We start from the raw sequence: 22,034 nt of genomic DNA, 5'->3' as shown, positions 1-22,034 counted from the left end.
TTAATCATAATATTCATACCATCCGCTGCCATCTTCTGTATAATGAACTTCCCGTTCACCACTGGGGACTTCATCCATACTATGCATCTGCTTATGAGGTCTTTCATCCAAATACCATTCAGTATCCGCATCCATAGGATCATTACTATAATCAGTTTCATAGTAGCTTTGATCTATAGTCTCAGCATTATTTGTTTCATTGTTTGTTATGTTAACTGCCGGAGGATTCTTATTTTCTTGCATATTAATTGATAAAAACATATAAGCAATTGACAATGAAAGTACAAGCACCATAACCACAATTAATATATTAATTTTCTTATTCACTTAATTCACCTATATCTTGTTCTCAAAATAGTCATACAGCTCATCTTTAACAGGAGTATGGAGATTATATTTAATATTAACAATCGGCAAGTCCTTGTCTTTGCTTCTGATAGTTGTCTGAATAAAATCAAATGGTTCAACCTGACCCATATAGTAGAAATCCTTACCTTCATCATCACTTTTCTTAATGAATAAATGTATCTTTAAATTAGTTTTCTGATAATTTTTAATTGCAAGTACTTCCTTACTATCTAATTTAAGCCTACTTCTAGTCATCCAACTGAAAACATCTTTATTTACAAACTCATCCAGATACTTAGTACTATCTGAAATGTCTTCTTTTTTATCATAAGTTACAAAAATCGGACAGGTGTTATGTTTTACTCTATATCCGTATAATGTGGAGCTGTCATCATTTGGCCAATTAAGTAATCTGCAAACGTCCCTTCTTGAATACTTGGCATATAATGTTAAATTTTCACCTTCAACTTGAGCATTGTATTCTGTTTTGTATTTAAGCAATCCATAATCAATTACATCCAGAATATGTTTTCTGTAAGTTTCATGAGACAGATACTCTTTAAAATCATTTGAGATTTGAAATTCATTCATGAAAGACAATTCGGGAAAATCTTTTTTATCTTTTTTACTGAAATCAAGATTTAAAACATCAATTGCACTTTTAATTGATTTTACATCATTTTGAATATCATATTCTGCTTTTAATAAGTGTTCAATTGATTCAACTGAGAAATAACCATTATAAATTAAAGATTTTAAAATCAGCAACTCATGAGGTCTTTTTCCACTGGCCAAGTTTTTGGATATGAATTTTAAAGATGAAATTTCCTCTTCTGAAAGGTATTCATCATAATCTTTATCTGCCTTTTTTAAAAATGAATAATAGCAATCCATTGCAGTATGATTTAAGATTAATAAAGGATCCATTTCACCATTTTCATAGAAATCCAAAAGCATTGGAATTCTGCCTAATTTAAACTTCAGATTGTTGTATTTTTCCTTAAAAAGAGCTATTCTTGAAAATGAAGTACTATTTATTGAATTATAAATCCTCTTTTTAGAAACTTCATCAAAACTGATTGAAGAAGCTCCAGGAATCACTTTATTTCCCTCCATCAGATAACGGCGAATATTATCCTTATCATAGGATCTGTCACCTGAAAGAGCTATTGGAATCATGAAATTGTTTTTATAATTTCCAATAAAATCCAGAATAACAACATAGTCTTTGTTTTTAAATTTCCTAAGGCCTCTTCCCAATTGCTGAATAAATATAATTGGAGATTGTGTTGGCCTTACAAGTAAAACCTGATTAATTTCAGGAATATCTACCCCTTCATTAAAAATATCAACTGTAAAAATGTATTCCAACTTGTTTTTAGCCTCATCATTAGTCAGTCTGTAAATTGCATCTTCCCTTGTCTGCTGTGAATCATCACCTGTCAGGACAATTGACGGATGGCCTCTTTTATTGAAAGCTTTTGAAAGCTCATTTGCTTCTTTTTTCCTGCTGCAAAATACCAAAGCTTTAATTCTGTCTCCAGAATATCCGTAATAGGCTGATTTTTCAAGCAAATAATTTACCCGGTCATCTGAAACCAACTGATTAAATTCTGTTGAATCATCAACAGTTTCTCCGTCAATTTCCAAGTCAGATATTCCAAAATAATGAAAAGGACACAACAAATCCTCTTCCAAGGCGTCCTTAAGTCTGATTTCACAGGCCAGATTATGGTCAAAGAGTTCATAAATATCAATACCGTCAGGCCTCTCAGGTGAAGCAGTCATTCCCAAACAGAATTCAGGTTCAAAATAATCCATGATTTTTTGATAAGAATAAGCACCGGCTTTATGAACTTCATCAATCACAATATAATCAAATTCATCTTTTTCAAATTTAGTGTAAACATCATCTTTAGACAATGTCTGAATTGTTGAGAATAAAAAATTAGAATCATAATCTTTAGAATTACCAGTCAGCAATCCGAAATCTTTTGTATTTTTAAAAACATTTTTATAAGCATTAATAGCCTGTTTAGCAATTTGTTCTCTGTGAACTACAAAAAGAAACTTTTTAGGATTGAAATCCTGAACAGCAAAAGCAGAAGCATAAGTTTTACCAGTACCAGTTGCCGATACCAGAAGTGCCTTTGATTCACCACTTTGAATTAAAGACCTTAAACTTTCCATAAAACCAATCTGCATAGAATTTGGAACCAAATCCTCAGAGCTGAGTTTCTTGTAGTTTTCTTTTAGCTTTGTAAAGTTCTTTTGAGAATCATATAATTTTTCATAAGCAGGAAGAACATCTTCAAGATTGCTTGCTTCCTGCCATAATGAGTTAAATTCATCCAATAAATTATTCAACACTTCACCGTCATGTAAAGAAGTAAATTCAACATTCCATTCCTTATTAACAGTCAAAGCATTTAAAGTCAAATTAGAACTGCCTACAATACCTTTGTAAATGTTATTTTTTCTAAAAACATAACCTTTAGTGTGAAAACCATTCTTTTCCTGAGCATACAGCTTAACTTCAATATTATCTAAAGACTGAAGCTTTTTTAAAGCTTTAGGATCTGTAAAATTAAGATAATCAGTTGTAAGAATCTTACCTTTAATTCCCCTTTGTTCAAGTTCCAAAAAATCCTGCAAAAGAGGGGTTAGACCACCTAAAGTAATAAAAGCAGAGCTTATAAAAAATTCATCACAATTCTGCAGTTCCTCCTTAATGGAATTTAAAACCTTATGATTAAAATTGTTTGAAAGGAATTTAGGTTTAAAATCATTTGCAGGATTATAAGTTTCATTAATAAAAGCGGTTTTAGCTCCCTCTAAAATATCATTCTGATTATCCATAAAAATCACATGTTTTCTTTTAGATAATTGACTGCATCAATATCCGCCGGCAGCCAATTTAAAGTGTTTAATTCTTCCTTTGTAATCCATTTACCGTCATTGTGTTCTAAAAGTTCGATTGAACCTTCCTTAATTGAACACATAAAACAGGACATGAATAAATAAAAGTTAGGATACTGATACTCAATATCTAAGGCGAATTTATCAACATTAATTTCAATGTTTAATTCTTCTTTAATTTCACGAACTAGAGCCTGCTTTTTGGTTTCGCCTGATTCGATTTTTCCCCCAGGAAACTCCCACATGTTTATAAACTCGCCATATCCTCTTTTAGTAGCTAAAATTTTATCTTCATTTTTAATAATAGCTGCCACTACTTTTATTTCTTTCATGTTTTTTACACCTGAATTAAAATATTAATTGAATATATTGGCTGCTTTGTATTTAAATATTCTTAATTCAGTTTATAAATTAATTAATTAACAATTAAACTTCTTATTACATTTTTAATAAAAATAGATAGATTATACTCCTCCTCGCCACCATTTCCAGGAGCTAAGGGAAAAGCGCCAACAGAAGGAATAATTAGATCATTATCTTCTCTAAACAATTTATGTACATTACCTGGGTATAAAACGTATGATCCTTCAGTTTTTAAAATGGAATCCTTGTAAGTATGCATCTTATAAATATCCCCATTTTTAAAAATTCTATCTTTATTTTCCTTAGAATCCCTATTATTAACTTCATTTTCAACTTCAGAGAATGTTTTATCTTGAATTTTGTTATAAAAATTAATAACATCCAATTCAGAGCGATATTTTGCATCAAAATGAATAAAATATCTTTCTCCATTTAAATAAATAAGTAATGAATAATCTGGCCTAAAAGCTAAAGAATATGACCTATATTTTGTATTATTTGAAAATGTTTTATTATAAAATAATTCAATGAAAATATCCTGATCAAACAAATTTAATTTAAATTTTTTAATTGATTTATGTCCTCTTTTAATATCCATTGACCAATTATTCTTATTAATTTCAAAAACATCTTCAAAATCAACTTTAGAAACACTCATTTCGTTTAAAACTTTTAAAATTTTGAAATAGCACCAATATTCATATAATTCACTTAATTTCTTTTCAAAACCTTTGAATTGATTGTTAAGTTCATCCCAACTTAATTTAAAAGAAAATTCAAACATTAAAAAGAATTGGAAAATATCCCTATAACCTTCTCTCTTTTGTAAAACTTGTGAATTAAATGGAATGTAATCTAAAGTACCAATATCTGCAAATAATTTATTGGAAAGATAATATACAATTTCTTCATTGAAAAAAGTTAATTTATCCTTAATATAACCCTCTTTTGAATTGTCTAACAACTTTTCAATCAAATCTCTTACCAATTCTAAAAAATATTTAAAAAATCTATTTTCAGCAACATCAATTGAATCATTATAGTCCATTTCCTCAACTTCAATTGGTAAAAACCCTCCAAGATAATTGGCCAATTTCATATCAGAATCTGTTTTTTGCAACTTATCAGGATTGTTTAAAATATTAATTAACTCTTTATCACCAATATTTGATGCAAAAGAAGTTGGAACCACATCGTCACATTCTTCCAACCTAGAATATAAATTCTTAGACAAGTATTCAAAAATAGACGGCAAGTTCTCAGGCCTGAACAAATATTCCAAAAACATGAAATCTTCATAATATGTTGTTTTATTTTTATAATCAATTTCGAATTCCTGATAAAGAGGAGAATCACTTTCAAAAATCAAACCTAATGCATATTGAGATAATTCCGCTATCATGGCAGAATATTGATTAAAATAATCTATTTTTTTAGATCTAACTTCAATTGGAACCTTATTAGACAAATAACCATTCTTTTTAACATCCAAAAATGATTTACCAACATAACTTCTAAAATTTAGAGTTCCAACAACTTTATATTTTTCAAATTCAGTTAAAGAAAACCTAAATTCATTAAAAAAATCATTATTCATTTTAACTAATGAATATAAAATATCATAAGATGAATTTACATCTTTTGATTCAAATAAAATTTGATAATCAGTTTCTTCTAAAAGCATCAAATTTGCAAAATGAGTTGATGCATCAACACAATATTGAATAGGGGTTAAATTATCCGGAGTTTCAACTAAATCAATATTTTCTAATGTTAAATAATCATTTATAATATGTTTAGAATGATTAGTCATCTGAGGATTTAGTGCACTAATATAAAGAGTACCTACTCCCCCCAGATTATTTCTCAATTCAATAATAACTTTTTGCTCGATCATTTGAATCTAAATTTAATTTATGAAAGATACATATCTTTGATTAGATAATATTTTAGCCATATTTTGAAGTTTAACTGCAGAAGTATAATACCTGCAATCTTTTTTAGTTAAATCAACAAGTCTTGCATCTGCATTATTTTTTCTTTCAATTAAACATGCATTAAATAATTCATTGATAGTTTGACCAATAGCTTTTTGTGAACCATGCAGTTTTGGAAGAACTTTTTGTTTGACTTGTGTATCGAAATATCTCTCCCAATTTTCCCAATTTTTTGGAGATCCTTCATATCTCCATGAAACAAACATGAACCTGAGAATTTCATTAATAACCCTAAAACCAAAGTCAAAATTTATTTTTTTAAGAATGCTTTGGAATAAATCCAATTCAATAGATAAAACATCCCACAAATTCCCTCTAGAACAATTAATAAACATGAAAATATCTTTTAAATTATGAACATTCATATTTCTCACATCCAAATCTTCAAGTGGATTCATTAGATAGTTTATGTTTTTAAAGTCAAATTCTTTAAAATCAGAGTTCATATATTCTTTAGCAGACATTGTTGGGAATTCAATAGTGTTTGCCCTATCTAAAACCTTAGGTGAAAACATATAAGTTGTTTCATCAACATTAACAGTACCTACTATCAATAAATTATCTGGAATATCCAATTCATAATTTTCATCATCATTGGAATACAATGGAATTGGTTGTGAACTTTCAATAGCTGATAAAAAGTCAGCAAAATACCTTTCAACATGAGATAAATTCATTTCATCTAAAATTAAAAAATATGGTGAATCAATATCATTTTTAGCAAGTTTAATTAAAGAATAAGATGGTGTTTCATGATATTCCCCAGTAATTACATTATAGAATCCCAAAACATGCCTATTTTCCGTCCAATTAGCACCCACAGGAACGATCTTATAATTTGGATCTTTTTTATGGTTTGTTGAATCTTCTTCTTTTTCCCATATTGGACGAAAATTTTCAAAATTGAAATTGTCTGTTTTGATTTTTACTTCAACTTTTTTGCCTTCATTTTCTTTTAAATAGTTTTGTAATTCTTCATTTTTCTTAAAATACAACCTAGGCATCAGCCTAATTTTGGCAGCAGATTTAATATTTTTAACTACAATATTACAATTAACATAACCTGATTTAAATGGCAAATAATTAAAAATATTATTATTCATAAACCATTGCCTTTCATTAAATGCTGTTTTGTTTGAATTTTGTTCCAAAATTATAAAATCTTCATTATTAGATTTACGATCATAAATCTCTTTAAATGCCCCAATATTTATTTTTAAATCAACAATTTTGGCAGAATCTTGAGAAAATAAATTTTTAAAATAATTTTTTAATTTTTCATTATTTTTATCATATTCTAATTGCATTTGCACACGAACATATGCTTTTGCAGGAATATTGTCTACCAATATATCACAATCACATTGTGATTCTTTAATTGGCAAAACATCATAAAGATATTTATTACTAAGTGTCCATCCAGTGTTTTCAAAGGATGATTTATTAACAGGCACTTTAACAGACAAAAATTCATTATCCTTAATTAAAGAACTATTATTTCCAGAATTTTGGGTGGAATCAGAAATATATTCTGCAAACAATTGAGAAAGTTTTGTTTTACCCGTTCCTGAATTTCCCGTAAATATTACAAACGGTTTTACTTTTATAGATAATAAATAATTTTCAATTATTTTCGGATCAAATAAATATCCTTTGCTTAAAAGATATTCCTGAAACGATACTGTATTTTCCATGTTTTCACCATATTAACCATGTTTGATTTTCAAATTCATTTAAAGCATTAAATAACCCTTCTTTTAACTGAAATTAAAATCGTTATTAATTTTTTCCATTAAAAAACCAAGCTTCAAAAAATTTCTTGATTTATATCCTACTTAAATTTAAAAATTGTCTCCATTATGAAAAATTGTTTTCATTTTTAAATAATAATTTAAATCATATTATATTTAAAGATTACTAAATTAATCCTATAAAAAAAGAAAATATTAATTAACAACTACACAAAATAAAAATAAAACCAATGTAAAGTGAATAAAACAAAATAAAAGAATAAAATTACTTTAAATTTAAAAATGAACAGAATATGTTCACTAAATAAACACATGATAAATTATTTAATTAATCACAATTAAATTTAAACTTTTTTAATTGTAAAATCACCAAACAACTACAAAAATAAAATAATAAGCGAGAAAATCTCTTCTCACTTAAACAATAACTTTCTCAAGTAAACTTTCATCTTCAACAGTAACTATACTGACTTTTCCATCTTTAATATATGTAAAAAAGTATAATCCTGCATCTTTATCATGATCCAATAAACCATCATAACCTTTTATGGTTTTTTTAACATCAGTAGGTTCTTTTAAATCATCTAAACTTAACTTATCAGTATCCTTACCATGGAAAACAGATATGTGTATCATCTTATTGGAACTGTCGAAATATGTATGATTATATATTTTAAAGCCGTCTGCATTTGTTACACCTTCAGTAGCTAAAGATGTGTCTTCCGTATACCCGTCAGGAATGGTGAACTTTATTCCGTCAACTTCAATATTCTGCACAGCACATACTGAACCGATTCCAATAGCTAAAACAGCAATCATTGTCAAAATCAAAATTTTTCTAGAAACCATGAAAAACCTCCAATAGGTATTAGTTTATAAAATGAAATTAATATAATTACCTATATTCTTCTAAACAAAATAAAATGATTTTAAAAATATTCTAAATAAATTAAAAACACAACCTATAAAAGCAACTAAATATGAAATTAAAAGTATGGACATTTTTGACGAATATATTGTCGGAAACCTCAGCAACATTAACTGGTGCTTTGAAAACACTCATTTTGTTCAAAGGCTTGATGACAACGGAATCTCAAGAGAGTATATTGTAGACACCATATTAAATGAAGAGCCTTTAAGATATGAACCTAGCGGAAATCACCAGTATGAAGTTATTTTTCCGGCTCCGAAAACTAAGAAATACTCTGAAATCAAGGTTGTTTTTGCCTGTGACAACAACACAATAAATTTGGTAACGGTAATGCCCAATGCCACTACAAACAGACAGCAGAACACCTACAAGTCCAGAGATTATAAAAGTCTGGAAAAAAAGAAACAGAAAGCCTATTCCAAAAGAAAGAAACTTTATTAAAAGTGTGTTTTAAGGAGCATAACACTCCCTTAAACACGTGAGAAGGTTTTAAACGAATCAAAAAAATAAATTTTTTTGTTGATATATTACAATATGATTTAAAAAAAACCATATTACACCTTACTATTTGTTATTAACACTTATTTATAATCTTCGAATTTTGTCAGCATAACACTAGCTATTAAAATACTGAGAGTAATGATTACATCAACAGTCAGTTCCAGAAATCCGCCTGTTTTAATCAGATCAATAATTCCGAATGTCCAAACTATGAAAATTACACATGGCAGTATATATTTAATAATTGCAACCCATAACTTTCCAACATGCACTACAGAATCCTTGTTTACAACTTCAATTAAATCATCAATTCCTAAAATCCATCCAAATATAATGCACTGCAATGCGATTAAAAACAATATTCCAAACTGGTTCAAAAATCCGTCCACTATTTCAACAAGATAGCTGGAGATTCCGCATGTGAAAAACATTGAAATCAAAAAGCCTATACCGCATAATATGCTGGCTGATTTTTTACGGGTAAATGCGAACTTGTCACATACAGAATTAAGTAACGGCTCCAAAAATCCCAGAGCAGAAGTTATTCCTGCAAATAATATAGCCAGGAAAAACAGAGGTCCCAATATCTTACCTGCTATACCCATTGTATTGAAGATTGTCGGAAATACAATAAATACAAGACCTGTACCCTGTCTGATTAGGCTTTCAATCGGAACACCTGATGTTACTGACATGAATCCCAATATTGAAAACACTCCAAATGCAGTGAATATCTCAAAACCTGAGTTTGAACTAACTACAATCAGCACATTGTTGATTAATTTTGAATCTTCAGGCAGATAACTTGCATATGTAAGTGCAATAGCCATTCCCAAACTTAAGGAAAATATAATCTGTGAAAATGCAGCAAGCCATATGTTTACATCAAAAAGCACTGACCAGTCAGGAGTCAGCAGTGTTTCAATTCCCAGATTATGACCCGGCAATGTCAGGGAAAATATTACAATAGCTGCCATTATAACAAAGAGTAATGGAATCAGCACTTTGGATACTTTGCCTATTCCGGAGTTCAGCTCTTTTTTTGAAATAAACCATATCATTACCCATACAATAACCAGTCCCGCTACTGTCGGAAGAATCAGATGTGACCAGCTGGAAATTGTAGAGTCTCCACCAACATAATTTGAGAAAAATCCTGCAGGATCAGCTCCCCAGCCTAAAAACGGACTTGCTCCAAGATAAACTATATCCCATGCAAGAATAACCATATAATATGTTACAACACCAAATGCAAGAAGACCTAAAATCCACCCTATTACTTCAAACCTCGGTCTTATTTTGTGGAGCAGATTTGAAAAGGATGTTTTGAATTTGAACCCCAAACCATATTCCAAAATAAGAAATGGAATTCCCAGAAGCCCGATAGCTACAAAATAGGGAATAAAAAAGGATCCTCCACCATTGGAGTACAGTACATAGCTGAAACGCCATATATTACCTAATCCAACAGCAGCACCTATCATTGACATTAAAAATGCAAGAGAAGAGTTCCACTGGCTTTTATTGTTTTGATTCATAATTATCATCAGTTAAATTAAAATACAATTTACCGGTACCTTCCGGTGTTATTTCCAAATCATCACATTGAGGAGACAATGAATTAAGTAAACTGGTTCCCTCATCAGGTCCCATAAAGTAAGGCAGGTATCCTGAAATAATCACAGGATAAACTGTACACTCTCCGGTATCATTGACAAAGTCCATTTTGACTATATATGCAATGTGAGTTGCTGAATTTGACATGTCAAATATGAAGTTTCCCAGACTGTAGAATATAGGCTTGCCTTTATACATTTCAATTCCCTGTGTTACATGAGGATGTGAACCTAAAACAGCATCTGCACCATAATCTATTACTTCATGAGCCATCTTTTCCTGATCAGGATTTGGTGAACGGGAGTATTCATTTCCAAAGTGAAAATAAACAATTACAACATCTGAACCATTTGCCTTTGCATCCTGAATTTGATGTTTTGCAACATCACTGTCATATGCAGAATAACCGGGATTAGAACCGTTAGCCTGAGGCATTACATCAGTACTATATTCTTTAAAGTTGTTTGAATCCATATAATTGATTATAGTAATATTTCTTCCGTTTATATCACTGCTTGCAGTTTGGCGAGCCTGAGATTCATTATTTCCTGCACCGATATGAGTGATGCCTGCATCATCCAAAGACTTTAAGGTATCTTTCATACCGTCAGTGCCGTAATCAAATAAATGGTTGTTAGCCAGTGCTGCAACTGTATTGTTGTTAGCCTTAGCTAATGGAACATAGGAAGGATCGCATTTAAGCGGAACATCCCCTTTTACAGCATACCCTGAAGTTGTTGCAGCATTTTCAAAATTGATTAATAATAAATCTGCACTTCCAGTTACATTTTCCACATGTCTGAAAGGACTTTCATCCAAACTTAATACTCCAGCCATATTACGTGCAAACATCACATCACCAGTTACAACAACAGAAGCATTACCTTTAGGCACTTCCATTATTGAATTATTTAATGTGAATGTAGCTACAGCCGCAATTGCAGACAATACTGCCAAAACATCAATTAAAACCAAAGTTGATTTTTTAAACCTCATCAACAGTTCCCTCTTCCCCACTTTCAGAAAAGAGCTGATTCAGCATCCAGTCAGCATCATATTCCCTGATGTCATCATATCCCTGACCCATTCCCAAAAAGAGAATAGGTTTTTTAATAACATAACCGATAGATAAGGATGCTCCCCCTTTACTGTCAGCATCTGCTTTGGTTAAAATAACACCGTCAATATCAATAGCTTCATTAAATTTGGAAGCCTGCTGAGTTGCATCATTACCAGTTAATGCATCTCCTACAAATACAACCAAATCAGGTTTTGCAACTCTCTTAATCTTTTTCATTTCATCCATAAGATTGGTATTGGTCTGCATCCTGCCTGCAGTATCAATTAAAACCAGCTCTTTACCCTGAGCTTTTGCATGTTCAACTGCATCAAATGCAACAGCTGCAGGATCTGAACCTTTCTGGTGTTTGATAAGTTTAACTCCAACATTATCTGCATGATAATTAACCTGTTCAATAGCACCTGCTCTGAAAGTATCTGCAGCAGCTATTACAGGAGTATAACCTTTTTTAAGATAGTAATTAGCTAATTTACCGATAGTTGTTGTTTTACCTGTACCGTTAATACCGACAAACATTACAACAAGAGGTTCACCCTGTGCTTTTTTGGCTTCAATCATTTCAGTCATTGACTTGCCCGGAATATCAATAATTTCAGCTACAGCATTTCTTAGTGCATTGTATGTGTATTCAGTAATATCATTGCTTCTTTTGATTTTACGGCCAACAAGATCATCTTTAACAGAATCCACTACTGCGCTAGCTACTTCCATAGCTACATCCCCTTCCAGAAGACCCATTTCAAGTTCCCATAAAATATCTTCAAGATGTTTTTCTGAAATTGTTTTGGCAGTAATAAATGAAAACATTCCGCCTGGTTCATCCTCTTCATCTTCTTCAGAGTCTTTATCATTACTTCTGCTCCAGAAATGAGATTTTTTCTCTTGTGTTTCATCATCAGAATCATCATCCTCCACTTCAGAAGAATCTTCCTCTTTATTTTTACTCCAGAAGTGAGATTTTTTAGGTTCTTCAGCGGATTCTTCCGGAGGCTCTTCTTTTTTATCATCACCTGATTTTTTACCAAAACTCCAAAAACCGGATTTTTCCTTCTTATCTTCAGAGTCTTCATCATCTGAAGTGTCAGCTTCATCGGAAATACTTTCAACTTCCTGAGGAATTTCAGCTATATCACTTTTAGAATCCTCTTCTTCTTTCTTATCTTTCTTACCAAATGAAAAAAAGGAGAATTTTTTACCTGATTCCTCTTCAAGATTGTTTTCTTCCTGTGCTTCTTCAATAAGCTCTTCTTCTAATTTATCACTAGTTCGTGAAAACTTCTTTTTCAAAGATTCAAACAAATTTTACACAACCTTATGGTTTAATTAGAAAATAATATGTTTTTTATAATATTTATAAATAAAAAGTAAAAAAATATTGTTTTAAAAATGTTAAATTAAAATAAAACTTAATATTTATTATTGTTTCGCTTGATAATTTATATAATGCCTACTACAAAGCATTGCTGTATTTTATAAAAGTATTTTCTTAAAAGAAAGCCTGAAATAAATTATCTAAAAAAACATAATGATTATAAAAATCAACTGCATACTGAAAACTGCAGCATGATTATTTAGCAAAGCAATACAAAAATTGAACAGACCATAAATCAAAAAAGTACAAGAGTTTTTCAAAAAATACTTGATAAATTATTTGAATAGATATTATTTAAAAACTAAGCAATTATTCATACCTAAAATAAAAATATTTAAACTGCACCAGCTAAAAAAAAGTAAAAGTTAAGAGATTGATTAAAATCCCTTAAACAATTGTAACATTGTTTCCTATTTGATATTCATCCCAAATAGATGTAATTATGTATTTACCCGGATTTAAACGCATATTTAAACTAGCCATACCATTATCATCAGTAGTTCTGTAATAAAATACTCCATGAATATTAAATGACAAGTTTTGGTTAGCTAATGGCTTACCCTGACCGTCTAATGTTTGTACAGTAAAATTGCTGCCGTCCAAGTATTTCATATCCAAATCTTTAGTTAGCAAAGTTGGCAAAACACTGACTTTGTTTCCAATGTCCAATCCGTCAAACATTGTTGTAATGGTATAGTTTCCAGGTCTTAAAGCAATTCCCAGGCTTGCAACACCGTTTTCATCTGTTTTTTTGTGATAGAATACGCCGTTGATGTTGAATGTTACATTTTTACCTACTGCTAAAGATCCGTCTTTGTTGTAGACAGTTGCCATGAATCTGGAAGCATTTAAGTAGTATTTGGTTAAGTCGCTTTGCACGATTAATGATTTTACAGTTATGTTAACTCCTTTTTCCTCACCGGTTACAGTGTTGTAAGCAGTTAAAATGTAATTTCCAGGTCTTAACATAATACCTAAATCAGCTACACCATCTTTATCAGTGGTTTTATTGTAGAACACTCCATGAATGTTAAATCTGACAGTAGTGTTAGCTAGTGCTTTTCCTGTGCTGTCAGTAAACTTGGCATAGAATCTGGTAGCGTTCTGATACATTTTAACTAAATTATCAGCTACAATAGTCGGATTAATAGTTACAGTAACGTTTTTAGAAACTGCATCATATTTATCAGAACCATTATAGGAAACAGAAACATCATATACATTAGATACCAAGTTAAGTCCAATTGAAGCAGTACCGTTAGTATCAGTAGATTTAGCATAAGTTTGACCGTTAACAGTAAAGTATACAGTAGCATTAGCTATCGGATTGCCGTAACTATCCCTTAAAGTAGCTATTAATTTTTCAAATCCGCCAAAGTATTTTTCCACATCCCCAACAGTTAAATTAACTTCCCTGTTGGAGTTAACAGTTACAATTTTAGTTACACTAGCATTTTCATAACTGACTGTTAAATTATATTTTCCAGGAATATTCGGCAAAGTAATGTTGAACTTAGCTGTTCCATTGATAATCGGAACTGAGAATTTTTCATTGTTGAAGCTTACTGATACATTTCCTCCAGCAATATACTCACCAATTGAATTGGTTACAGTTATATTAACATTAACCTTCTCTCCAACTTCCCCACTTACATTATTCATTTCAATAACAATATAATAAGGAACAACAATTAATTTTCCAGTTTTAATAACATCATCATCAGCACCAGCTTTAAAACTGCCTGTAACAACAGTATTATTATATTTTTCAGCTAATTGCAAGTTTAGAGTAGCTATTCCATTATTTACATAGGTTGTGTAATTTTCATCACCAATCTCAAATGTAAAATCATTACCCGATACTAAATTACCCACATCATCAAATACATTAGCCACTAAAGTTACATCACTGTCAAGAATATACTTTAAAGTTTCATTAGATAAAAATACAAGAGTTAAACCATGAATATTAACATTAGAATATGTATATATTTCATCAGCTATTTTTGCATGACATCCACTAATTGTATTATTTTTTAATGTGATTTCATAAGTTACAGGATTCCAGGAACTTGTAGATTGAGTTATAAGTATTGCTCCGGCAAATTCTTCAGCAGTATTATTGATAAATCTGTTATTTTTAATTACAACATTACCAACAGTCATTACAGCTCCCGCATTTCTTGTTGCATTATTTTCAATGAAAGTACAGCCGTTTATAACCCCATTGGAAATATCAACTGCAGCTGCATCTAAAGCAGAGTTGTTTTTAAAAATACAGTCAGTAAATGAAACTGTATAATTTACCCCGCCTGTTTTAATTGCATTTACATAAGCTGCACCTGCAATTTTACCTGCAAAGTTATTATTGAATACAGAATTAATAACTGTCATATTTCCACTAGACTGAACTATAGCAATAGCTCCACCAGCACTTGCTTTATTTTCATCAAAAGTGGAGTCGATTATAGTAATATTACCTCCATAATTACTAATTGCCCCTCCTGAAAAATAAGTTCCCTGATTAGTAGGAACTGTGTTATTTTTAAAAGTACAGTTTACAATAGTAGCATTGGCCAAATATGTTTTGTAGGTAATCAAATCCAATCCTTTATTTACATAAATAGCTCCGCCATAATCATCAGCAGTGTTATTTATAAATACATCATTTTCAAGATACAGATGTCCTCCTTTAAAGAAAATAGCTCCTCCAGTATAACTGCCGCCGTACAAACTTTTGCTTGCATAACCGTTAATGAATGTGATATTTATAAATTTGAAAACTGTATCTTCCAAACCATAAAGTGAAAATATTGTAGCTTTGTTTTCACCGTCAAGAATAGTATTTTCACTACCAATAATTGTAATTGAATCTTCTAAAGTATATCCTGATGCATAATAATGGCCAGATTCTAAAACAATAGTATGTAATCCTCCAGCACGTGTAGCTAATAAATAAGCCTGATCAAATGTTTTAACTGGACTGTCTTTACTACCTGTGTTGTCATCATCTCCATTTTTATCGGAAACATAAATAATTCCATTATAATCAGCTATTGCATTACTTACTTCAAGAGTTCCGTTGATTTTAGTATCTGAATTTTTTAATTGGGAATTTTCATAAACACCTGAAACAGTTAAAGTACCGTTAACTCTTGGAACAAATCTGACAGATGTAAATCCGTCAACCAGTTCATAGGCAGTATTTAATGTAGCTGTACCGTCTACCTTAAAAGTTACATATCCTCCGCTGATTGGATTACCTACATCATCAACAACACTTACATTTAATGTTACACCTTTTCCGTCATTAACAGCAATGGTTTTACCTTCCATAAATGTTAAAACAAAGTCACATTTAATTTTACCCAAATTATAAATTGCCAGATCTTTTTTATTTATAATAGTATTGTTTTTTAAAGAAGAAATACCGTTATTGAAAATAGCACTACCCCAATTTGCCAAATTACCGCTGAATTTATTGTTTATTACATCAGCCGCACCATAATAAGACACTATAGCACCACCATATTCCGCTTCATTGCTGATAAATTCATTATTTTCAATGACAGTTACTTTTGAATAGGTATTCTGATTCTCATTTTCAATATCTATAGCCCCTCCTCTTTGGGGAGCAATATTTTTAGCAAAGATATTGTTTGAGATATTGTTGCCCTTAGATTTTAAAGTGTTTAACATGAAAATTCCGGCACCCTGATTCGCATAATTTCTAAGGAAAGTGGAATTTACAACAGTTGCAGTATCTCCTTCCCAGTCAATAGCACCGCCTCTGTTAGCCCTGTTATTTTCAAAATAACAATCGATTACTCTACCATTGGATCCTTCCCAGTCAATAGCACCGCCGACATTTGTAGCAGAATTATTGATAAAACGGGAATTAGTAATTACACCATTATTTCCTTCCCAGTCAACAGCACCACCGTAATTTGTAGCTGTGTTATTGACAAAAACCATATTGTCCATGACTACTTTTGCATTTTTTATATAAATCGCCCCGCCTAAAGAATAGAAATTCCCTGAATAAGAATCTTTAATATCTTTTGGAGCCAAACCGTTAGCTAAAGTAAGGTTTGATAAAAATACATTAGCTGAAGTTGTAATTTTAAATATCTTGCCTAACTTTTCAGCATCAATAACAACCTTGCCTATACCGGAAATAGATATGCCGCTTAAAATCTCAATATCACATTCTTTATAATTACCTGCCATAATATAAATCTGAGTAACATTTGTACTATTAGCCAGTTTTATAGCATTGGTAATATCCCTTAGTGGTTTTTCTTTTGTTCCGGGATTGTCATTATCACCACTTGTAGAAACATAAATAGAATTATCTGCAGGAGTAAAGTTTCCTACATTTACAGTTAAAGGATTGAAGTTAAGTGTGTCCATGTAACCTAAACCCTGAAGCAATCCTTTATTTGGATGGAATGTTAAAGTATTTTGCCCATCTACCAATTTATCAGAAATTAAATTTAAATTAAAATCAAAATTAGTAGCACTTGAGTCAACACCATCAATTTTTACACGATTACCAATATCTTCGCCATTTATGTATACATACATAGAATATCCTGAAATTGCTTCTTTTGAAGCTGGAGAATATTTTGCTTCTACAGAAATGACCTCACTTTCTCCTTTAGTATAATTTACATTACTGGGAGACGGAATTGTTTCATAATCATACTGTCCGTCTGTTTTTATATCTTCTCCAATATTGGAAGACATAAAATTAGAATCAGTTTCCGCTTCCAAAGTATCATTTGCTGATGCTAAAGGCAATAACAAAAATATCAAAGCCACAGCAAAAAATAATGGAAGCATATTACTTATTTTAAAATTCATAACTAATACACCACATAAATAGTTTAAAACTGCAGATTGTTTAAATTAAAAAATAATATTTAAACAAAATACATTAGAACTATTATAAAAATAATGATATATAAATATATTCATATCGAATGTTTTTGGAAATGAAATAAGTTAAACGAGTATCCGCCAAAATTAATTTTTGCAGATATTCATAGGTAAAATTATTTTTGTCCAAATATCAATATGGATTGATACTGTTAAAGCAGTAATATTAAATCTCAAGTGATGAAATTTGAAAATCTCATGTTATTTAAGGGATTCTGTCATTTGGAACTATGTCCCAGAGTTAATATTTTTTAGTGAAGTAGAATATTTCTCTTAATGAATGTGACCAGTTAAAAATAAGACATTCATGTTGGGGGAGATATTTAAGAGTGCAATGAAGTAAATTAACACCATGTGTAATGAAAACCTCGTTGAACTTCCTCCTTCTCAAAGGCAGTGAGGTTCAAGAGTAAAAGAAGAATCTTCAACTATTTTTTGAGTGAATTGTCACTGCCTCAAGTTCAGTGCATATGGCTTATTCATATCTATGTTGCCAACCACAGCACAATTAATATACTCATTTTAATATACATTTATATATGTTGAAATTAAAGGAGCTTTTAAAGATTTTTAATGAAGGGTCTGAACTGGAAATGGATGAAGATGCGGCTGAAGCATGTAACTATTATTCCCAGGAGGCACAAAAAATCACCTGTGAAATAAATTATGAATATCATAATTTTGATGAGATTAGACAACTGTTTTCCAAACTAATAGATAAGGAAGTCAGTGAAGATTTCAGAGTTTTTCCACCATTCACAACTGATTTTGGAAAAAACATTCACATTGGGAAAAATGTTTTTATTAATTCCGGATGCAGATTTCAGGATCAAGGAGGAATTTACATTGGAGATAATGTCCTGATTGGCCATAATGTTGTCCTGGCTACTTTAAATCATAATGAAAATCCTCAAAAGAGAGGTAATCTAATTCCATCCCCCATCATTATAGGCAATGATGTGTGGATTGGTTCCAGCGTTACAGTAATTCCCGGTGTTACTATTGGTGACGGGGCGATTATTGCTGCAGGAGCTGTGGTCACAAAAGACATTGCAAAAAACACCGTCGTTGGAGGAATTCCCGCACGATACATTAGAGATGTGAAACTATAAAAAAAGAGTAATAAAATGTATTTAGAGTGTCCGTCAAAATTAAATTTTGACAGATTTTTTTGATTTTTTAAAATATTGATACATCAAGTTTTAATTGATTTTTAATGGATGTGCTTTCGTAAAAATCCCCTAAATCTCCTGCTGTATTTTTTATTTTTTGTTTCAGATTGTGTAATCTGATTATATTATATGCTAGTGCATTTAAGTTGATTTTTTCTTCTGTTTTGACCATTCCGATAACTACTTCTTTTTCTATTTGAAATTGTTCTTTGAATATTCCAAATAGTTCCTCAACACTTTATCTTTTGGCATGTTCGTCTTTATATTCTTGTTTTTCCATTTTTTGAGTCATTGCTTTTTGCATTTCGGATTCATATTCTGTGATGGTTCTATATGTTTGTGAGGATGAACAACATTTGTTTCAAGCTTTGCAGTTTTTACATTATAAATTTAACTATCTGAAAATCACTTAAAACAAAAAATAAATATTTAACAAACATATTTATATAAAATAATTGTTAAAATTAATTAAAAATAAAAATTAATAAAATATATATTGAATAGTATAAAAATAAGAAAAAATTAAGCTAAAAATTTTTTGACAAAAAATCAAAATTAATTTTGGTGGACATCCAAGTAAAATAAAAAAAAGTAAAAAAAAAGGAAGTTATATTTAGTTTAATCCGGTAGCTGACATGTTTCCTTGAGCAACAGCAGCTAACTGTTCTGCCTGAGCAGATAAAGATCCGATAATGTCAGACACCTGTTGCATATTAGCCAACATTTTATCTAAACTGTCTTCCAAATCTTTTTTCTGTCTTGCAATAGTTTCTCTTGCTCCGTCAACATCTTTTTTAACAGCTATTCCAGAACCAATACTTACAATAACTTCATCGGTGTTTTTAAGTTCACCTTTAATGAAAGAACCAGCACCTACAGGTACGAAAGCTTCAACAGAATCTTTACCTTCCAAATCATCTAAAGTGTTGGTTAATGCATCAACTTCAGCAATGGAAGCTCTGACTAATTCAATTTGTTGCTGAATTAAGTCTCCTTGCTGTTTGTACACATTTATTTCATTAAGTAATTGATTAAATTTTTGCTGATCTTCCATAGTAACACCCTTATAAAATTTCTTTTAAAATTGGGTCTATAACGTCTTCAGGTGCGATTTCAGCAATATCTTTAATAGAAATTTGGTTTCTGTTTAAACCATGTTTACTTCCAAAACGTTCATAAATTTTTTCTTCTAAATCAGCCACATTGGTAGCTTTGTATTCTTTAGTAAATTTATGATATGAATCGCCCATTACAAAAGTACCTTTAACTCTGTAAATTTTTGTTATCATATTAACTCCTCAGGATATTATTTATAAATCGTCTAAAAAGCCTAATGCTTCTTCAACTCTAGCCATTTCAGGACCTGTACTTTCTTTAGCTACAATAGCTCCGCTTGAATTCGCAAGAGAGCATGCCCCAACTAAAGAAATACCTCTACCTACAGTACCAATATCTCCTTCAACACCAAATACATCACGAGCAAAGTCTACTTCAGTTTCAGTGGCATTTTTATCCATTAAAAATCCTTTGTTGGTAACTGTAATCAGTGAACCGATAATGTCGCTTCCAACCATGGAAGTTGATTCAACATTTACATCTAAAGTATCTTCAATGACTTTAACTGCCCCATCAGATAAAAATGGGCTTACAATAGCTCCGGTATCATTAGCTGCAACAATATTACCTACTGCAGTATACTTTCCGGGAATTGTAGCTACATTTAAACCTAATTCCTCAAACTGTTTAACTTCTCTATCTAATACATGTGGGGAAACAACAATACCGTTTGAATTAGCTACAGCTAAAGATCCAATAAGATTACATCCGGAAATAGAAGATTTTACAGCCTCAACTTCTAATGTTTCCTCAATCAACTTAACTTTTTCATCAAGAAGATTGTAAGGAACAATAGCCAAATCATCAGTTGCTAAAATAAATACTCCTATATTAGGATTATCTACAATGTTTATTCTTCTTAACATATTGTTACCTCACGCAGTATTGAAGTAGTATTATAGCTATTCTGCTAAAGTAGCTTCTACTACGCCATCATCATCTTTAACTGCTTTTACAGTAATTTTAGAAGGTATTTTTTGAATACCTCTTGCCCAAATTTCATGATTAATAGATTCATCGAGCTTTACTTCTTCAGCGTTCATGTGTTTGAATAAGAAGTTTTGTACTTCTCTGATAGCTCTAGGAGCTCTGATAGTCCTTTTGACTTTTTTTACGTTTCTAAGTGGAATTGTATAAACTCTTTCCATGAAAAATCCCCCTTATAATTTAAGACTGTTTCTTCTCCAATGTCTAGGTTTAGGTCTGTATCTAAGTTTACGGTTAGTCTTAGCATAAGCCCAGATTGGAATTCTTCTGTTTTGTTTATTTGCTTTTGCCATTCTTAATTTTTTAGCTAATGGTTTATTTCTACTCATTTTCTCACCTTATAATAATAATAATTATTTTTTATACCCAGTAACACGAGTTTGATAATGCTCAGGGAAAATATCCAATGAATTTCCTCCTTTTTCATCAATTAAAGTCCTTATTTCAACCTCATAATCAGAGCTATTGTCCTTATTGCTTTTTTCATGAGATATTTCAAATAAATTAGATGTAATTAATTTAATTGTTTTATGGCCAAAACTATCCAAATTAACATACTGAACATCTTTTCTATCTTCAAGACTTTTAATCTGATTTATATTAAGTTTAGGAGTTCTATCATCCCTTCTGGTTCCATCGGCTATAATATCATACATTTCAGAAATCTCTTCAACAACATTTTCATGAATGAACTTTATTCCGTCATTGGGAAATCCGTCTTCCATAATCATATCACAGGTTTTATCTAAAAGTTCAAAATCCAAATCAAGAACTCTGTGATTAAACCCGAGAGATTTGGCTGAAAGGCTTGCTGGAATATAAGAATCATAAACACCAAAATTGGCAGTACATAATTCAACATCAAGACCAAGTCTTTTAAGCATAACCGCCATAAAAGAGCTGTCTTTTCCTCCACTGTATAATACACAAGCTTTCAT

18 protein-coding genes and 1 pseudogene are annotated in these 22,034 nt (G+C 30.8%); 2 read left to right on the top strand and 17 right to left on the bottom strand.

Features of this window, described 5'->3' with window-relative positions; genetic code table 11:
* From ACMC9J_RS05780 to ACMC9J_RS05755, 6 genes are all read right to left on the bottom strand, one after another.
* The gene (locus tag ACMC9J_RS05780) at window positions 1-327 is read right to left on the bottom strand and encodes a hypothetical protein (protein ID WP_427003039.1); all 327 of its coding nucleotides are present in this window, start codon (window positions 325-327) and stop codon (window positions 1-3) included.
* A 9-nt stretch (window positions 328-336) separates the two neighbouring features.
* Complete coding sequence (locus ACMC9J_RS05775) at window positions 337-3,207, bottom strand: DUF3427 domain-containing protein (protein ID WP_427003038.1); 2,871 nt, start codon at window positions 3,205-3,207, stop codon at window positions 337-339.
* A gap of 5 nt (window positions 3,208-3,212) precedes the next feature.
* Window positions 3,213-3,599, bottom strand: a complete 387-nt coding sequence (locus ACMC9J_RS05770; RefSeq protein ID WP_404806233.1) for a (deoxy)nucleoside triphosphate pyrophosphohydrolase — start codon at window positions 3,597-3,599, stop codon at window positions 3,213-3,215.
* Between the two features lie 83 nt (window positions 3,600-3,682).
* Window positions 3,683-5,527, bottom strand: a complete 1,845-nt coding sequence (locus ACMC9J_RS05765; RefSeq protein ID WP_427003037.1) for a DUF2357 domain-containing protein — start codon at window positions 5,525-5,527, stop codon at window positions 3,683-3,685.
* Between the two features lie 12 nt (window positions 5,528-5,539).
* Window positions 5,540-7,321 carry an McrB family protein gene (locus tag ACMC9J_RS05760; protein WP_019266499.1) on the bottom strand — a complete coding sequence of 594 codons (1,782 nt, stop codon included), beginning with the start codon at window positions 7,319-7,321 and terminating at the stop codon, window positions 5,540-5,542.
* 474 nt (window positions 7,322-7,795) lie between these two features.
* On the bottom strand, window positions 7,796-8,227 hold the full coding sequence (locus ACMC9J_RS05755) for a hypothetical protein (protein ID WP_019266500.1): 432 nt from the start codon (window positions 8,225-8,227) through the stop codon (window positions 7,796-7,798).
* 145 nt (window positions 8,228-8,372) lie between these two features.
* On the opposite strand from ACMC9J_RS05755, the gene ACMC9J_RS05750 reads away from it, so the two are divergent.
* A complete protein-coding gene (locus ACMC9J_RS05750; RefSeq protein WP_019266501.1) occupies window positions 8,373-8,750 on the top strand; it encodes a DUF4258 domain-containing protein in 378 nt (125 codons plus the stop codon).
* A 140-nt stretch (window positions 8,751-8,890) separates the two neighbouring features.
* On the opposite strand, the gene ACMC9J_RS05745 is transcribed toward ACMC9J_RS05750, so the two are convergent.
* The 4 genes from ACMC9J_RS05745 to ACMC9J_RS05730 form a co-directional block, all read right to left on the bottom strand.
* Window positions 8,891-10,348, bottom strand: coding sequence for a sodium-dependent transporter (locus ACMC9J_RS05745; protein ID WP_427003036.1), 1,458 nt, complete (start codon window positions 10,346-10,348; stop codon window positions 8,891-8,893).
* Window positions 10,332-11,423, bottom strand: a complete 1,092-nt coding sequence (locus tag ACMC9J_RS05740) for a CapA family protein (RefSeq protein ID WP_427003035.1) — start codon at window positions 11,421-11,423, stop codon at window positions 10,332-10,334. The genes ACMC9J_RS05745 and ACMC9J_RS05740 overlap by 17 nt, the downstream gene beginning before the upstream one ends.
* Window positions 11,413-12,807, bottom strand: a complete 1,395-nt coding sequence (gene ftsY / locus ACMC9J_RS05735) for a signal recognition particle-docking protein FtsY (RefSeq protein WP_427003034.1) — start codon at window positions 12,805-12,807, stop codon at window positions 11,413-11,415. Before ftsY ends, ACMC9J_RS05740 begins: the two co-directional genes overlap by 11 nt.
* Before the next feature lie 460 nt (window positions 12,808-13,267).
* Window positions 13,268-17,746: a hypothetical protein gene (locus tag ACMC9J_RS05730; RefSeq protein WP_427003033.1), complete on the bottom strand. Its 4,479-nt coding sequence runs from the start codon at window positions 17,744-17,746 to the stop codon at window positions 13,268-13,270.
* A 614-nt stretch (window positions 17,747-18,360) separates the two neighbouring features.
* Here ACMC9J_RS05730 and ACMC9J_RS05725 point away from each other — a divergent pair.
* Complete coding sequence (locus ACMC9J_RS05725) at window positions 18,361-18,933, top strand: DapH/DapD/GlmU-related protein (protein WP_427003032.1); 573 nt, start codon at window positions 18,361-18,363, stop codon at window positions 18,931-18,933.
* A 67-nt stretch (window positions 18,934-19,000) separates the two neighbouring features.
* Here the strand turns inward: ACMC9J_RS05725 and ACMC9J_RS05720 are convergent.
* The 7 genes and pseudogenes from ACMC9J_RS05720 to ACMC9J_RS05690 all read right to left on the bottom strand — a co-directional run.
* Window positions 19,001-19,375 (bottom strand): annotated as a pseudogene (locus ACMC9J_RS05720) (transposase); the annotation flags it as partial.
* Between the two features lie 231 nt (window positions 19,376-19,606).
* On the bottom strand, window positions 19,607-20,047 hold the full coding sequence (pfdA, locus tag ACMC9J_RS05715; RefSeq protein ID WP_004032459.1) for a prefoldin subunit alpha: 441 nt from the start codon (window positions 20,045-20,047) through the stop codon (window positions 19,607-19,609).
* 10 nt (window positions 20,048-20,057) lie between these two features.
* Entirely contained in the window at window positions 20,058-20,282 is a 225-nt protein-coding gene (gene rpl18a, locus ACMC9J_RS05710; protein ID WP_019264593.1) for a 50S ribosomal protein L18Ae, read from the bottom strand.
* A gap of 21 nt (window positions 20,283-20,303) precedes the next feature.
* Window positions 20,304-20,975, bottom strand: coding sequence for a translation initiation factor IF-6 (locus ACMC9J_RS05705; protein WP_295870407.1), 672 nt, complete (start codon window positions 20,973-20,975; stop codon window positions 20,304-20,306).
* A 36-nt stretch (window positions 20,976-21,011) separates the two neighbouring features.
* The gene (locus ACMC9J_RS05700) at window positions 21,012-21,257 is read right to left on the bottom strand and encodes a 50S ribosomal protein L31e (RefSeq protein ID WP_427003031.1); all 246 of its coding nucleotides are present in this window, start codon (window positions 21,255-21,257) and stop codon (window positions 21,012-21,014) included.
* Window positions 21,258-21,269: 12 nt separating this feature from the next.
* Complete coding sequence (locus ACMC9J_RS05695; RefSeq protein ID WP_004032463.1) at window positions 21,270-21,425, bottom strand: 50S ribosomal protein L39e; 156 nt, start codon at window positions 21,423-21,425, stop codon at window positions 21,270-21,272.
* Window positions 21,426-21,449: 24 nt separating this feature from the next.
* The gene (locus tag ACMC9J_RS05690) at window positions 21,450-22,034 is read right to left on the bottom strand and encodes a DUF7411 family protein (protein WP_019264596.1); all 585 of its coding nucleotides are present in this window, start codon (window positions 22,032-22,034) and stop codon (window positions 21,450-21,452) included.

Source organism: Methanobrevibacter intestini (genome assembly GCF_047402955.1).
GTDB classification, from domain to species: domain Archaea; phylum Methanobacteriota; class Methanobacteria; order Methanobacteriales; family Methanobacteriaceae; genus Methanocatella; species Methanocatella intestini.
The sequence above is the reverse complement of the archived record's forward strand: the minus strand, read 5'-3'. Positions and strand labels throughout refer to the sequence as shown.

What these genes read in the sequence shown, in the direction of transcription:
- ACMC9J_RS05775 (WP_427003038.1), bottom strand. Translation starts at nt 3,207, where the DNA reads ATGGATAATCAGAATGATATTTTAGAGGGAGCTAAAACCGCTTTTATT.
- ACMC9J_RS05770 (WP_404806233.1), bottom strand. Translation starts at nt 3,599, where the DNA reads ATGAAAGAAATAAAAGTAGTGGCAGCTATTATTAAAAATGAAGATAAA.
- ACMC9J_RS05765 (WP_427003037.1), bottom strand. Translation starts at nt 5,527, where the DNA reads ATGATCGAGCAAAAAGTTATTATTGAATTGAGAAATAATCTGGGGGGA.
- ACMC9J_RS05760 (WP_019266499.1), bottom strand. Translation starts at nt 7,321, where the DNA reads ATGGAAAATACAGTATCGTTTCAGGAATATCTTTTAAGCAAAGGATAT.
- ACMC9J_RS05755 (WP_019266500.1), bottom strand. Translation starts at nt 8,227, where the DNA reads ATGGTTTCTAGAAAAATTTTGATTTTGACAATGATTGCTGTTTTAGCT.
- ACMC9J_RS05750 (WP_019266501.1), top strand. Translation starts at nt 8,373, where the DNA reads ATGGACATTTTTGACGAATATATTGTCGGAAACCTCAGCAACATTAAC.
- ACMC9J_RS05745 (WP_427003036.1), bottom strand. Translation starts at nt 10,348, where the DNA reads ATGAATCAAAACAATAAAAGCCAGTGGAACTCTTCTCTTGCATTTTTA.
- ACMC9J_RS05740 (WP_427003035.1), bottom strand. Translation starts at nt 11,423, where the DNA reads ATGAGGTTTAAAAAATCAACTTTGGTTTTAATTGATGTTTTGGCAGTA.
- ACMC9J_RS05730 (WP_427003033.1), bottom strand. Translation starts at nt 17,746, where the DNA reads ATGAATTTTAAAATAAGTAATATGCTTCCATTATTTTTTGCTGTGGCT.
- ACMC9J_RS05725 (WP_427003032.1), top strand. Translation starts at nt 18,361, where the DNA reads ATGTTGAAATTAAAGGAGCTTTTAAAGATTTTTAATGAAGGGTCTGAA.
- pfdA (WP_004032459.1), bottom strand. Translation starts at nt 20,047, where the DNA reads ATGGAAGATCAGCAAAAATTTAATCAATTACTTAATGAAATAAATGTG.
- rpl18a (WP_019264593.1), bottom strand. Translation starts at nt 20,282, where the DNA reads ATGATAACAAAAATTTACAGAGTTAAAGGTACTTTTGTAATGGGCGAT.
- ACMC9J_RS05705 (WP_295870407.1), bottom strand. Translation starts at nt 20,975, where the DNA reads ATGTTAAGAAGAATAAACATTGTAGATAATCCTAATATAGGAGTATTT.
- ACMC9J_RS05700 (WP_427003031.1), bottom strand. Translation starts at nt 21,257, where the DNA reads ATGGAAAGAGTTTATACAATTCCACTTAGAAACGTAAAAAAAGTCAAA.
- ACMC9J_RS05695 (WP_004032463.1), bottom strand. Translation starts at nt 21,425, where the DNA reads ATGAGTAGAAATAAACCATTAGCTAAAAAATTAAGAATGGCAAAAGCA.
- ACMC9J_RS05690 (WP_019264596.1), bottom strand. Translation starts at nt 22,034, where the DNA reads ATGAAAGCTTGTGTATTATACAGTGGAGGAAAAGACAGCTCTTTTATG.